This window comes from Protofrankia symbiont of Coriaria myrtifolia (genome assembly GCF_900634755.1).
Lineage (GTDB): Bacteria > Actinomycetota > Actinomycetes > Frankiales > Frankiaceae > Protofrankia > Protofrankia coriariae.
Genome location: NZ_CAAAFS010000314.1, coordinates 1 through 13,845, shown reverse-complemented (window position 1 = coordinate 13,845; position 13,845 = coordinate 1). Strand labels below are relative to the sequence as shown.

Here is a 13,845-nt window from a genome sequence, read left to right as displayed (position 1 = left end):
GTGCCGGGGGGGTCGGTGGCGGCGCCACCGCGGTTGCGGCAACCGGCCCGGCGGCCGGGACTCCGACGATCAGCCACCCCGCCAGGGCCGCCACCAGGATCACCACCAGGGGCGGGAAAGCCGGCAGGCGGATGGGCTGGACCAGGGCCAGGCGGCCCGTCGCTGGCGTCCTGAAGCGTCGGCGAGTCCGAAGCATCCAGTCAAGTTACTGTCGGTCACTCCACCGGGGCCGCAGAAGCCCCGCCGTGTCGCCCTCCAACCACTGCCACAGCGCCCACATACCATGATCCACGTACCATGCTCCACATACCTTGGTCGACGTGTGCCGCCCGCTGGACGTGATCCCCCCTTTGGGTGTCGGCGCGGGTGGGTTGTCGTTTCGCTATAGGGTGTGTTGATGTCAACGGAGGAGTCCGGGGTGAGCGGGCCCCGGTCCGGTTATCGCACCGACTCGGTGGCCGCCGGCGCCAGGGAGGCGCCTGACGGCACCCCTGTCCGCCTCGCCGGCAGAGTGGTGCTCTGGCGTCGGATGGGTGGTCTGATCTTCGGGCACATCCAGGACCGCAGCGGGCGTGTCCAGGTCTCCCTGTCCAGGGATGAGCTGGGCGCGGACACCATCAGGGAGTGGTCCCGCGCGCTGAAGATCGGCGACTTCGTCGGGGTCGCCGGCCGTCTCTACACCACCCGTCGTGGTGAGCGGACGGTAGCGGTATCCGATCTCACCGTGCTCAACCGGACGGCGCGCGCGTTGCCGGACAAATGGCAGGGCCTGTCGAACGTGGAGGCCCGCTACCGCCGCCGCTATCTCGACCTGCTGGTCAACGACGAGTCCCGGGCGCGGTTCCGGACCAGGACGAAGGCGATCCAGCGGATCCGCCGGTTCCTCGACGACAACGACTTCCTCGAGGTCGAGACGCCGATCCTGCAGGAGGCGGCCTCCGGCGCCGCCGCCCGGCCGTTCGTCACCCACCACAACGCGCTCGACGAGGACTTCTACCTGCGGATCTCACCGGAGACGTTCCTCAAGCGCGTCGTCGTTGGCTCCTTCGACCGTGTCTACGAGCTCGGCCGCAACTTCCGCAACGAAGGCATGGACTCCTCCCACCTCCAGGAGTTCACGATGCTGGAGTGGTACGCCGCCTACTGGGACTACCGCGACAACATGGCCTTCGTCCGCGAGCTGATCCTGGCGGTGCTCGACGACGTCCTCGGCACCCGTACCGTCACCTACGAGGGTGTGAAGCTGGACTTCGGCGCCGACTGGCCGGAGCTGGACTACCGGGTCGAGGTCGCCCGGCGCACCGGCATCGACCTCGCCGTGGTGCGCGACCTGCCGACCCTGCGGGAGCGGGTCGCCGGCCTCGGGCTGGACGTCGAGAACGCGCCGTCGTACGCGGCACTCGTCGACCTGCTGTACAAGAAGACGGTCCGGCCCGAGCTCGTCCAGCCGTGCTTCCTGGTGCACCACCCGGCGGAGCTGGTGCCGCTGGCCCGGCGCAGCGACGACGACCCCACCCGGCTCGACATGTTCCAGGTCGTGGTGAACGGTTGGGAGATCGTCAAGGCGTACTCGGAGCTGGTCGACCCGGCCGAGCAGCGAACCCGGCTGGAGGAGCAGGCCGAACTGCGCGAGGCCGGCGACGACGAGACGATGATGCTGGAGGAGGACTTCATCGAGGCGATGGAGTACGGGATGCCACCGATGTCCGGCCTCGGCCTCGGCATCGACCGGTTCACCGCCCTGCTCACCGATGCGCCCACCCTGCGCGACGTCGTCCTCTTCCCTACCATGCGCGGCGCCAGAAAAGGCCAGCACGCCCCCGACGACCAGGCTGCTCCCGACGCCGACGCCTGACCAGGGCCAGGCCTGGCTTCGGCTCCCGGCCCGGCGAACGGACGTGTCACCAGGCGCCGGCCACCGGAGAAGATCGTCGAAAGTTTGTCGTTGTGTACGCTTTTTCGCCTGAAAAGCGTACACAACGACAAACTCGTTCAGATCATGGCCCGTGTGGGCGGCCGCGGGCAGGAGCCACGCCGGCTGACTGAGAACGCCGGTCGGGCAATGTCCCAGGTCGGGGGTCCCAGGTCGGGGGTCCCAGGTCAGGAGTCCTAGGTCAGGGCGCCGAGGGCGTCGTCGAGGCCTTCCAGGTCGCTCAGGGGGATTGGCGTCCAGCGGTGTTCGCCGGCTCCCGGCGCGACGGCAGCCCGGCCGCCGGCCGCCGTGTCAGCCGTGTCGACATCATCGCGGCTGGCGTTCTCGCCATCCCTGCGCGTGTTGTCCGTGGGGATGTCGTCCGTGGGGATGTTGCCCCCGGGCACGTCGTCCGCCGGTGTACCCGGACGGGGCGGTGCCGGCTGCGATCCGTGACCGGCTCCGGCCGGATCGACGGGGGCGGTGCCGCCCCGGGCGGTACGGGCCGCGTGCGGCGCCACCGGTGTCACGCCGACGGCGGTCAGGGCCGGCCACAGGGAGGCGAGCGAGGCGTCCGGGTCGATCTCGAACTCCGACTGGCGGATCCGCCAGAAGCGCCAGCCGGCCCGGCGCAGCTCCCGCTCGCGGGCGAACTCGTGGGCGATCCGCTCGGGCGGCACGGCGGTGTCCGCGTCGCACTCGACCGCGAGGCGGGCGCGTCCGCCGGCCACCACCAGGTCGACGCGCCGACCGTTCACCTCGACCTGGGGCCACACCAGATAGCCGCGTTCGCGCAGGGCACGGAAGACCCGTTGCTCGAAGAGGGTGTCGAAGCGAGGGTGCGGGATGTCCGGGCGGACGTCGCGCGGCACGGGAACGGACGTGGACACGGCGGGGGCCGGGCCGGCGTCCACCCCGACGGTGACGGACGGCCGCACGGACGTCTGTGACAGTATGTAACTGAGATAGTTGTGCCGCAGGTCGGTCGGCTCCAGGTCGCCCGTGGTCACCGAGTGGAACAGCCACACCTGGTCGCGGGCACGGGAGGTGGCCACGTTGAACCTGCGCTGGTACTCCAGCCGGGTCAGCGACGGCGTGGGGGTGTCGGGCGCGACGACCATCGACAGGAACACCACGTCCCGTTCGTCGCCCTGGAAGTCCGGCGGGGTCCCGACGCGCAGCCGCCGGCGCTGCTGCTCGGCCGGGGACATCCGGCTGATCAGTTTGCCGCGGATCAGCTCCGCCTGGGCGCTGCCCTGCAGCACGACGACGCCGAAGGTCAGCCCGTCGTAGCGGGGGTCGTCGGCGCAGGCCAGCACCTGGGTCACCAGCGCCTCGGCCTCGGCCGCGTTGCGCAGCCCGCCGGCGACACCGGAGGTGACCGCACCCGGGACGTGGCACGACCGCAGCGGCGGCAGCCGGTCCGCGCCGAACTGGCGCAGTGGCACCAGCGGGGCGTCCCGGTAGAACAGCGCGGACGACCACTCGATGATCTCCGGCATACAGCGGAAGTGCTCGCGCAGCCGGATGACCTCGCCGAACCTCGTCCGCAGCAGGGTGAACAGGCTGGACCGGGGGGTGAACGCGATGCGCAGCCAGCCCGGCACGTCGGGCAGCAGCGTGTCGAGACGCTGGAAGACCGGTTCCAGCTCCTCGAAACTCGCCTCCGCCGGGGTGCACTGCCGGTCGTCGCCGACCACGATCACGCGGGGCGCCAGCCACAGCAGGAACAGGCTGTCCAGCCCCGCCTGGCTGCCCTCGTCCACGATCACCACGTCGAAGCAGTCCCGGACGGCCGGAATGGTCGACAGCACCTCACCGATCGGCATGATCCAGGCGGGGACGGCGGTCTGGGCGACCCGCATCGCCTCCCGGGCGGCCTGCCGGTACCGCTGCGCGTAGCGGCCGGTGAACTTGCCGCCCGCGGCGACCGCGTCGGCGTAGGAACGCAGCGCCGCGGACTGCTCGGCGCCCATCCGCCCAAGGCAGTGCTTCCAGGCGAGCGCGCCGGCGAGTTCGGCGGTGGCGGCGGCGAGGGCGTCCTCGGCGGCGTCGAGTTCGGCCTCGACATCGGTCTCACCAGCCGCCGTCCGCGAGCGTTCCAGCCAGGTCGCCGCGCAGGCCCACGCCCATGCCGCGGGGAAGGAGACGATCCGCCGATCCCACTCGGCCGCGTCCGCGCCGCCCGGACGGCTGCCGGCTGCCGCCTCGGCGTTACGGAGCATATCTACCGTTCCGGCATCCGATGTCCCGGCCGCAGCCTTGGCGCCGTCGGCCGTACCCGGCGCCAGGCCCTCCAGCAGGACGGCCAAGGCCGGGTGCGCGTCCCGTACGCGCGCCAGCAGAGTCACGCAGCGCCGCTCCGCGTCCCGTTCGCTGTCAGCCGCCTCAAGCGCGACCCGGGCGGCCTCGTAGGCGGTGACGTCGCGGGCGGCCAGCGCGTCCGCGAGCGTGCCCAGCTCCGGCGCGGCCGTCCCGGTCCTGGCCGCCGCCAGGTAACGGCTGTGGATACGGCTGAGACCCGCGGTGGCGGCGGTGGCATGTTGACGTAGCCGGACATCCTCGACCGCGGCGGCGAGATCCCGGCAGGCCCTGGTACCGGTGAGCGTGACGCCGAGGGAGCCGCCGGCGGTGGTCAGAGCGCCCGTGCCGGCAGCACCCGGGACGTCCGGCGTGCCGGGGGTGCCGGGGACGCCGAAGGAGGCCAGGACACCAAGGAGGCGGTCGCGCGCGCCACGGGCCCGGTCGACCGCGGCGAGGGCGTCGGCCAGATCGTGCAGGCGGGCCAGGCGCACCTCGACAGCGGCGTCCGGGTCGATGTGTACGTCCACCAGCGCCCAGGCGTTGCTCGCCGTCTCCAGGCAGACCTGTGCGGTCAGCCGGGCGAGCACCGCGTCGAGCAGGTCGGGGGTGCGCGGGGGGACGCCGTCGACGGTCGCCTCCGTGAGCAGCAGGGCCGCGTTCTTCTGGGCCTTCGGCGGGAAGACGGCGCGCAGACCGTGGCCGGCCGCCAGGTGGGCCCGCAGCGCCTCGCCGTGGGCGAGCAGCACCTGCGCGTTCGCGGGCCCCCGTTCGGTCAGCGCGGGCAGGACGACCGTGCGCAGCCCGACCCGCTCGAGCGCGCTGGCGGCCTGCTCGACGGCCGGCGCGGTCGAAGCGATCTTTGTCCACAGCACGGTGTCACGGCCGGCGAGGGCGTCGTCGAGCGCCGTCCGCACCCACGCCCAGCGGCTCTGGTGGCCCGCCATCAGGGCCAGCGCGTCGGTCAGCTCCGCGGCGACCGCCCGCAGGGCGTCCACCTGCGCCGGAGACAGCCCGGCAAGCCGGTCGGCGAGGGCGGCCCGACCGGCTCGGCAAGGGTGACCGTGCTGTCGTGGGCGACCGAGGAGGCGGCCCGTTCGGCGGCCAGCAGCTGGCGGATCGTGCCGGTCGGGACCAGCAGATCCGGATCGGTCGGGCCCTGGGCGAGCCGGCGAGCCCGGGCAGGCGTGCGGGAGCGCAGCACGGCGAGCAACTCGGCCGCCTCGGCGGCGTCCAGGGGCACCGGCGGCGGCCCGCCGCGCTCGCCATGGCTGCCGCGTCCACCGTGATCGTCGCTGGCAGGTACCGGGCCGCGCCCGCCGGCAGCACCGCCGCCGCCGTATCCCCTGTCACTTTCGGTGACATGACCGCCAGGGCTGGCGCTGTCCTGGCCACCGCCGATGGCGGGCCAGGGCACGGGGGTGGGGAGCCAGCCGTGGGCGGCGCGCTCGTCCCGGACCCGCGCCGCGATTCGGGCCAGGGTGCCCTCCCAGCCCGGCGCCACCTGCGAGCCGTCATGGTGGGCACCTTCGGCCGCGCGCAGCCGCTGGATCAGTTCGGCCAGTTCGGCCCGGCGGGCGGCGGCGTCGTCCCGCCGGGAGCGCAGCCGCGCGATCCGCCGGTCGTGGTCGTCCGGCCGGAAGGCGGCCTTCTCCGCCGCGAGCGCGCTGATGCTCACCGCGAGCTCGGTCGAACCGGTGTCGTCGAGGTCGGTGAGTGACACGCACAGCCGTTGCAGCTCCGGGGGCATCTTCTCCCGCAGCACCCGCAGCGCCTGCGCCTTCTGGCTGGTGACCAGCACCCGCTTGCCCTCGGCGAGCAGCGCGGACATCAGGTTGGCGATCGTGTGGGTCTTGCCCGTCCCGGGCGGGCCTTCCACCACGACACCGTTGTCCCGGCGCAGACGTTCCATCACGTGGGCCTGCTCCGGGTTCGCCGGCAGCGGGAACAGCGGCGCGGTGTCGCCCGGGCCGTCCCGGCCGGGCGCCGCGTCCCCGGCAGGCAGCACGTCTCCGGCGGGCACCGTGCCCGCGGCCAGCCAGGCCAGGCGTTCGTCGGCCTCCAGCGTCTCGACCAGCTGTACCAGGCCGAGCGGCGGCGGGCCGTCGCCGCGCAGCGCGTCCAGCATCTGGTCGTAGTAGTTCAGCAGCGCCGCCCGGCCGCGGGCGCGCAGCACCAGTGCCGGGGCGAAGGTCACCTGCGGGCGTGGGCCGGCCGGCCGCGCCGCCGGCTGCCAGGACGGCGAGTAGCCGTCGGTGGACACGTCCACGGCAAGGGTCAGCCAGTCCCGCAGCGCCCGCTCGTCCTCGGAGCCGAGGGGGACCGCGGGGCGGCCGCGCAGCCGCTCGTGCAGCGCGTTGGTCCGTTCCGGCCGGAACGCCGCCACCCCGTCGAGCAGGCTGCTGTCCTCCAGCGGGGTCGTGGCCTCGGCGGGCAGCCGCAGGCGGATGGCGGAGCTGGTCGTGTCGATCTCCACCAGCAGCCTGGTCGCGAGCAGATGATGGCGGACCTCGACGGCAGCGGGCGGCGGGCCGCCTGTCGCGGGCGGGCGTGCCGCCGCCGGGCCGAGCGGGGGTCGGCCCGGCATCGTCGCCGATGTGATCGCTGTCGACGTGCCGAGCGAGGGCATGCCGGTGGTGGACGGGCCGGGTGCGGCGGACGGGCGCGCCGTGGACGCCGATGCTGATGCTGATGTCGGGGTCGGGGCGTGCCAGGACAGCAGGCCGGTGCAGAGCACCAGCTCGAGCGCGTCGCCCTCCTGCGCCAGGCGCTGCGCCACCGCGTGCAGGACGTTGTGCAGGGCCCACCGGTCGGCGTCCGCGCGGGCCCTGGTCGCCCAGATCCGCCAGGCCGGCAGCCACTGCGCGTAGGCGGCCTGGACCTCGGGCGCGTCCGCGAGCCGGATGGTTTCGGTGATCTCACGCTGGATGCCGTCCGGTCGCAGCTCGACGCGGGTCCGCGGGCCGATCTCGCGCAGCGGCGGGAACTCCTCGACCGGCTCGCCCGGTTCGGCCATGACGACCCAGCCGGTGAGCTGGCCGGGCAGCGCCGGCGGCGGTGGCAGAGCCGCCGCGGCGGGAGCGGACAGCAGCACCTCGCCGGGGCTGGCCTGCTCGAACAGGGACAGGCCGTCCGGAAGGTTGTCGAGCCACACCACGACGGGATGCTCGTCGACCGTGGTGACCCGCGGCGCCTGGGCCAGGGCGATCTCCCGCAGGAACCGGACCAGGCGATGGCACCGGTCGGTCAGCGCGGCCCGGCGCCGGTCGTCGAGGCGGCGTCCCGCGTGGGCCGCCGGCCCGCCAGCGCTTTCCCCGCCGGGCTGTCCCGCACCGAACCGTTCCTCGCCGTGCTGCCCCGCTCGCCCCTCACGACGCCGCCCGTCGCCGGGTCGCTCGTCGTGATGAGGCTCGTCGTGATGGCGTGGCTGGCGGACAGCCGTTTGTTCGGTCATAGTCCTCTCCGGACGCGACAGCCCCACGGGCTCCTCCGATGGCCGGATGCGCACACCGGCGGACACACCCCGTTGCGGCAATGCCCATAATGACCCGTCCCGCCAGGAGGCGGTCATGCCGGGTGGCGTCGCGGGCGGGCGGTGGCGGGGGCCAGCCGAAGAACGCCGGTGGCCAGGCCCGGCAGGCCGCCGTGTGTGCGAGCGCGCGGGTGCGACAACATACCCAGCTGTGAGCTCACGGTTTCTTGCGGACCTGCACATCCACTCCAAGTACTCACGGGCCTGTAGCCGTGACTGCGACCTGGAGCATCTTGCCTGGTGGGCGGCGCGCAAGGGGATCCAGGTGATCGGCACCGGCGACTTCACCCACCCGGCCTGGTCGCAGGAGATCGCCACCAAGCTCGTGCCGGCCGAACCCGGCCTGTTCCGGCTGCGTCCCGACCTCGAGGCGGACGTGCTGCGGACCCTGCCCGCGTCCTGCCGGGTGGCGACCCGGTTCATGCTCTCCACGGAGATCTCCACGATCTACAAGCGGGGGGAGCGGACCCGTAAGGTCCACCATCTTCTCTACGCCCCGAGCACCGACGCCGCGGCCCGGATCACCGCGAGCCTGGCGAAGATCGGCAATCTCGCCGCGGACGGGCGTCCCATCCTGGGACTGGACTCGCGTGACCTGCTGGAGATCACCCTCGGCGCGGGCGACGGCTGCTATCTGATACCGGCCCACGTGTGGACGCCGTGGTTCGCGGTGCTGGGCTCCAAGTCCGGTTTCGACGCGGTCGAGGACTGCTACGTCGATCTGGCCGACCACATCTTCGCGCTGGAGACCGGCCTGTCCGCGGACCCGCCGATGTTCTGGCGGCTGTCCGGGCTCGACCGGTTCCGCCTGGTCAGCAACTCCGACGCGCACTCCCCGCCCATGCTCGGCCGGGAGGCGACCGCGTTCACCTGCGACGTCGACTACTTCGCCATGCTCGCGGCGCTGCGCACCGGGGACGGGTTCGCCGGCACGATCGAGTTCTTCCCCGAGGAGGGCAAGTACCATCTCGACGGTCACCGCAAGTGCAACATCCGCTACGAGCCGAGTCAGACCCGGCAGGCGGACGGGCGCTGCCCGCAGTGCGGACGGGCGCTGACCGTCGGCGTCCTGCACCGGGTGGACACGCTGGCCGACCGGACCGAGGGGTTGCGGCCGCCGACTGCGGGCGAGATGCGCTCGCTGGTGGCGCTGCCCGAGGTCGTGGGGGAGATCCTCGGGGTCGGGCCGAAGAGCAAGGCGGTGGCCGCGCAGGTCACGACGCTGACCACCCGGCTCGGCCCGGAGCTGGGGATCCTCGCTGAGGTCCCGCTGGACGCGATCGCCGAGGTCGGTTCGTCCGCGCTGGTGGAGGCGATCCGCCGGCTGCGGAACGAGGAGGTGATCCGCGAGGCCGGTTTCGACGGCGAGTACGGCGTCATCCGCCTCTTCCGCCCGGAGGAACTCAGCTCGGACGCGGGCACGCTGTTCGACCTCGCCGCCACCACGGCAACACCGACCGGCACGGCAACACCGACCGGCACGGCAACACCGACCGGCACGGCAACACCGACCGGCACGGCAACACCGACCGGCACGGCAACACCGACCGGCACGGCAACACCGACCGGCACGGCAACACCGACCACCACGGCAACACCGACCACCACGGCAACACCGACCACCACGGCAACACCGACCGGCACGGCAACACCGACCGGCACGGCAACACCGACCGGCACGGCAACACCGACCACCACGGCAACACCGACCGGCACGGCAACACCGACCGGCACGGCAACGGCCCCGGGCAGCTCCCGGGCCCGCACCGCCCGCCGGGGCAGCCGCGCAGTCCGTACCGCGCTGGCACCGTCCACGGCCGCGTCCTCGCCGACGTCCTCCCCGGCATCGCCGTCCGTCCGATCCGGCGCCTTATCCGCGGCCCCGCCCGCGGTGGACAGCCCCACAGGCCTGACGAGTCCGGTGTATCCGACGCAGCCGGCTCCCGGGCAGCGTGTCCCCACCGCTGACGCGCTCCCCGGCGGACCATCCTCCTGGTCGCCATCTCCCGACGGGCCCGCCGCCGACGCGTGTCCCTTTGACGGGCCCGCCGCCGACGTGGTGGATGTGCCGCCGCAGGGCGTGCCGTCCGAGGTGCCCGGCGTGTCCGTCCTGGCCGCTCTCGACGCCGAGCAGCGCGCCGCGGCAGCGGTCACGAACGGCCCGCTGTTGATCGTCGCCGGGCCGGGGACCGGCAAGACCCGCACCCTCGTCCACTCGATCGCGTACCGGGTGCGGGAGTGCGCGGTGCCGGCCGAGCGGTGCCTGGCGGTGACCTTCACCCGGCGGGCCGCGGCCGAACTGCGCGAACGGCTCGACGCGCTCATCCCGCAGCAGGCGTCGCGCGTTTTCGCGACCACCTTCCACGGCCTGGGGCTGCGGATGGTCCAGGAGCAGCACGCGCGCCTCGGCCTGGGGCCGGATGTCGCGGTCGCGGACGAGGCGGTGCGCACGCAGATCCTGCGGGAGGCGCTGGCCGGTACGGCGTCGGGGACGCGCAACCTGGAGCGACTGCGGCGCGCGCTGGCCGGGCTGCGCCGCGCCCGCGCGCTCGGGGAGCCCACCGACGGGCACGAGCTGGCCGTGGTGGCGCGGGGGTACGAGCGTGAGCTGCGCGCGCGCAACCTGGTCGACCTCGACGACCTCGTCCAACTGCCCGTGCTGGCGATGCGGGAGCATCCCGAGATCGCCGACGAGTACCGGGCGCGCTGGCAGCACGTCTGGGTCGACGAGTACCAGGACGTCGACGAGTTGCAGTACATCCTGCTGACCATGCTGGCCGGGCGCTTCGGCGACGCCTCGCCCGCCTGTCCACCGGAACCCGTGCCGGCGGCGAACCTGTGTGCGATCGGCGACCCGGACCAGGCCATCTACTCCTTCCGCGGTTCCGACGTGGGCTTCTTCCTGCGTTTCCGGGACGACTTCCGGGACGCGAAGGTGGTGTCGCTGACCCGCAACTACCGCTCCACCCCCGTGATCGTCGAGGCGGCCGTCCGCCTGATCGAACCGGCCACTCTGGTGCCCGGCCGGACCCTGGGCGCGGTCGGGGAGCATCCGCACAGCGCTCCGGTACTGCTGCGCCGCACCGCCGACGAGGCTGACGAGGCATCGGTTGTCGTGGGCCTCATCGAGGAGGCCCTGGGCGGCACGTCCTTCCATGCGCTCGACACCGGGGTGGACGGGACGGGGCAGGCCCGGCTGTCCTTCTCCGACATCGCGGTGCTCTACCGCACCGCCCGCCAGGCGCGGCCGGTGATGGACGCCCTCGACCGGCAGGGGTTCCCCTTCCAGCGCCGGTCCCACAACCGGTTCGCGGACACCCCGGGCGTCGCGTACCTGCTGGAGCTCGTCGGCGACGACACGCCGGCCGACGGGATCCCCGCAGCCCCCGTGCTCCCAGCGGACACGGTGCCGGCGCGGGGCCGCGGTGTTCTCGCACGGCTGCGGGCGGCGGCCCAGATCGCCCTCGACAGCGCCGCCGGCCTGCCCGGCCGCGGCGGCCCGGCATCCTCCGGCAGCCTGCCCGGGACAGCGCCGGACGCCCGGAGCGGGCCGGTGTCACCGGCCGGGCCCGCATCGCCGACGCCTCCGGCCGGACCGCCGAACGAGGCCGAGATCCGGTACGCGCTGGACGTCCTGACCTCGCTGGCCACCGAGTGCGGCGACGATCTGGAGCGTTTCCGTTCTGAGATCGCGCTCGGCGCGGAGGTCGACACCTTCGACCCCCGGGCGGACCGGATCTCCCTGCTGACGCTGCACGCCGCCAAGGGACTGGAGTTCGGGTTCGTCGTCATCATCGGCTGCGAGGACGGCCTGCTGCCGTTGCGGTGGGCGGGCGCGTCCCCGGCCGGCAGCGGTGCCGGTGCGGGCGCGGCCGCCGGACTCACCGGGCGTGATGACGGCAGTGACGACGGTGACGAGGAGGAGCGGCGGCTGCTGTTCGTGGGCATGACCCGGGCCCGGGAGCAGCTTGTGCTCACCCATGCGGCCCGCCGTGGCCGGCAGGTGTCCGAGGTGCGGCCCTCGCCCTTTCTGGACAGCCTGGGCGCGCCGCTGCTCGAACGCCGTTCCGGCCCGCCCCGGCCCCGCCGGGCCCGCCCGAACCAGGGCCGCCAGCTCCGGCTGATCTGACCGCTGCCCACCGTCCCGGGAGCGTTGATCGCGGACGCGCGAAGAGCTGCGAAGGGCCGCGGAGAGCCTGGTCGCGGTGCCGGCGGCCGGTCAGCGCCGGCGGAAGACCATGGCGAGGTTCCAGGTGACGACCTCCCGGACACCCGGCACCCGCAGGATCGGCCTGGTCCACGCCGGCAGGTAGCGCGGCATGGCGGCCACGACGTCGATGCCGTGATGGCCGTGGGCCCAGGCCAGGGCGTCGGCCACCGACACCGCGAACAGGCTGCTGCCGTAGCGGTTCTTCGGCGGGGTCCCGGTGCGGCGCTCGTAGCGCCGAGCCGCGCGGTGGCCGCCGAGGTAGTGCCAGGGCGCGGTTTCATGCCCGCCCCAGGGCGAGAGCCAGTTGGTGAAGCTCAGGAAGATCACCCCGCCGGGTCGGGTGACCCGCACCATCTCCTCGCACATCCGCCACGGGTCCGGCACGTGCTCCAGGACGTTCGACGAGTAACAGATGTCCACCGAGGCGGTGGCGAACGGCATGTCCAACGCGCTGCCGAGCACCCGGCCCGGCTCCACGATGCCACCGGCGCTCAGCTCGGAGATGTCCGGCTCGACCCAGACGTAGTGGGCGCCGGCCTGCTGGAAGGCGCTGCGGAAGTAGCCGGGGCCGCCACCGACGTCCAGGACGAGCGAGCCGGCCAGCGTGGTGAAGTGGCTGAGCTGGTGCACGGAGTCGGCGGCGAGCAGCGAGTAGAAGCCGGCCGGGTCGACCGGTTCGCGCCGGGCGGCGCGGAAGAGCCGGACGGACCGCCCGATCGAGGTGCTGGCGATCGGCGCCGGCGCGCTGCCTGTGGGCGTCGCTCCAGAGCGTGGCGCCCGTGCCGGGGCTGTCGGTGCCGTCTCCGGGGTTTCCGTTGTCCCGCCGCCGGCGGTGGCGTGCGCATCTGGGATGGATGGGGATTCGCGCGGGGCGGACACCGTCTCGGCCATGCCGGGACACTAACACCCCTGACCGGGGTCGAAATGTGATCTTTTCGGACGTCTTTGCCCGAATCAGGAAGACTCTTCGATCATCGTCCGGATGTCGGATGTCGGATGTCGGATGTCGGATGTCGGCACCGGCACCGGCGTCGGCGCCGTTCGGCCGGGACGATACGTGACACTTGTTCGTCCTTGTAAGAGCGATCGAGGTAAGAGCGATCGAGAGCGCGCTGGTGACCCGGACGGCCCGGCCCTCGGCCGGCCGCCGTGACCCACCTGCTCGGACTACTCGGAGTGATCATGATTGAGCTGGTCGCCGGTGCCAACCGGTCGTTGCCGGACGGCGCGCTGTCCGTTCACGTGGCCGGGCCGTTCGACCTGTCGCTCCTGATCACCAGCGGGAACGGGAAGGTCGCCGGGGACGGCGACTTCGTCTTCTACAACCAGCCGTCCGCGCCCGGGGCTCGGCTGACCGGTGACGGCGCCAGCATCGACCCGCCTCGGCTGCGTCCCGCGGCAACCAGGGTGGTCGTTGTCGTGAGCCCGGCCGACACCGGTGCGACGCTCGGGCAACTGCCGCCGCCGGTCCTGAACGTCCGTGGCCGGGGCGGCACCCCCGTCGCGCGCTTCACCCCGCCGCGGCCACGGCAGGAGACCGTTCTGCTGCTCGCGGAGATCTACCAGCGTGGGGCCGGGTGGAAGATCCGAGCGCTCGGCCAGGGCTATTCCGACGGCCTCGCCGGGCTGGTCCGCGACTTCGGCGTTCAGGTCAACGACGACGACGGCGCCGCGCCGGCGGGCCCACCGATGACCCCGCCACCGCCACCGCCACCGGCGCCGGCACGGCCGGCCGCCTCGTCCGCCGCCGGTGCGGCCGTCGGCGGGGGCACCAGGGGAGCCGATACCGGAGGAGACATCGTCTCGCAGGTCGTGGCATTGGTGAACGTCGAACGGGGCAGGCTGGGCCAGCGTCCGCTCACCGTGGACGTCTGCCTGCTCCTAGTGTCC

General features: G+C 73.3%; 6 protein-coding genes. 3 read left to right on the top strand and 3 right to left on the bottom strand.

Annotation, left to right across the window (positions count from 1 at the left end):
• Positions 1 to 397: 397 nt before the first annotated feature.
• Positions 398 to 1,855, top strand: coding sequence for a lysine--tRNA ligase (lysS, locus tag CM1CMNOD_RS18090; protein WP_043604010.1), 1,458 nt, complete (start codon positions 398 to 400; stop codon positions 1,853 to 1,855).
• A 254-nt stretch (positions 1,856 to 2,109) separates the two neighbouring features.
• Here lysS and CM1CMNOD_RS18085 read toward each other — a convergent pair whose 3' ends face one another.
• Together CM1CMNOD_RS18085 and CM1CMNOD_RS18080 are read right to left on the bottom strand one after the other, a co-directional pair.
• Positions 2,110 to 5,211, bottom strand: coding sequence for an AAA domain-containing protein (locus CM1CMNOD_RS18085; protein ID WP_013875034.1), 3,102 nt, complete (start codon positions 5,209 to 5,211; stop codon positions 2,110 to 2,112).
• Positions 5,178 to 7,667 carry an AAA family ATPase gene (locus CM1CMNOD_RS18080; RefSeq protein WP_043604007.1) on the bottom strand — a complete coding sequence of 830 codons (2,490 nt, stop codon included), beginning with the start codon at positions 7,665 to 7,667 and terminating at the stop codon, positions 5,178 to 5,180. The genes CM1CMNOD_RS18085 and CM1CMNOD_RS18080 overlap by 34 nt, the downstream gene beginning before the upstream one ends.
• Before the next feature lie 229 nt (positions 7,668 to 7,896).
• Here CM1CMNOD_RS18080 and CM1CMNOD_RS21950 point away from each other — a divergent pair, with 229 nt between their 5' ends.
• The gene (locus CM1CMNOD_RS21950) at positions 7,897 to 11,874 is read left to right on the top strand and encodes a UvrD-helicase domain-containing protein (RefSeq protein WP_043604004.1); all 3,978 of its coding nucleotides are present in this window, start codon (positions 7,897 to 7,899) and stop codon (positions 11,872 to 11,874) included.
• Positions 11,875 to 11,964: 90 nt separating this feature from the next.
• Here the strand turns inward: CM1CMNOD_RS21950 and CM1CMNOD_RS18055 are convergent, their stop codons facing one another.
• Positions 11,965 to 12,846, bottom strand: a complete 882-nt coding sequence (locus CM1CMNOD_RS18055) for a class I SAM-dependent methyltransferase (RefSeq protein ID WP_013875031.1) — start codon at positions 12,844 to 12,846, stop codon at positions 11,965 to 11,967.
• A gap of 291 nt (positions 12,847 to 13,137) precedes the next feature.
• Here CM1CMNOD_RS18055 and CM1CMNOD_RS18050 point away from each other — a divergent pair.
• Positions 13,138 to 13,845 (top strand): TerD family protein (locus tag CM1CMNOD_RS18050; RefSeq protein ID WP_013875030.1); only part of this gene is annotated, 708 nt, incomplete at its 3' end.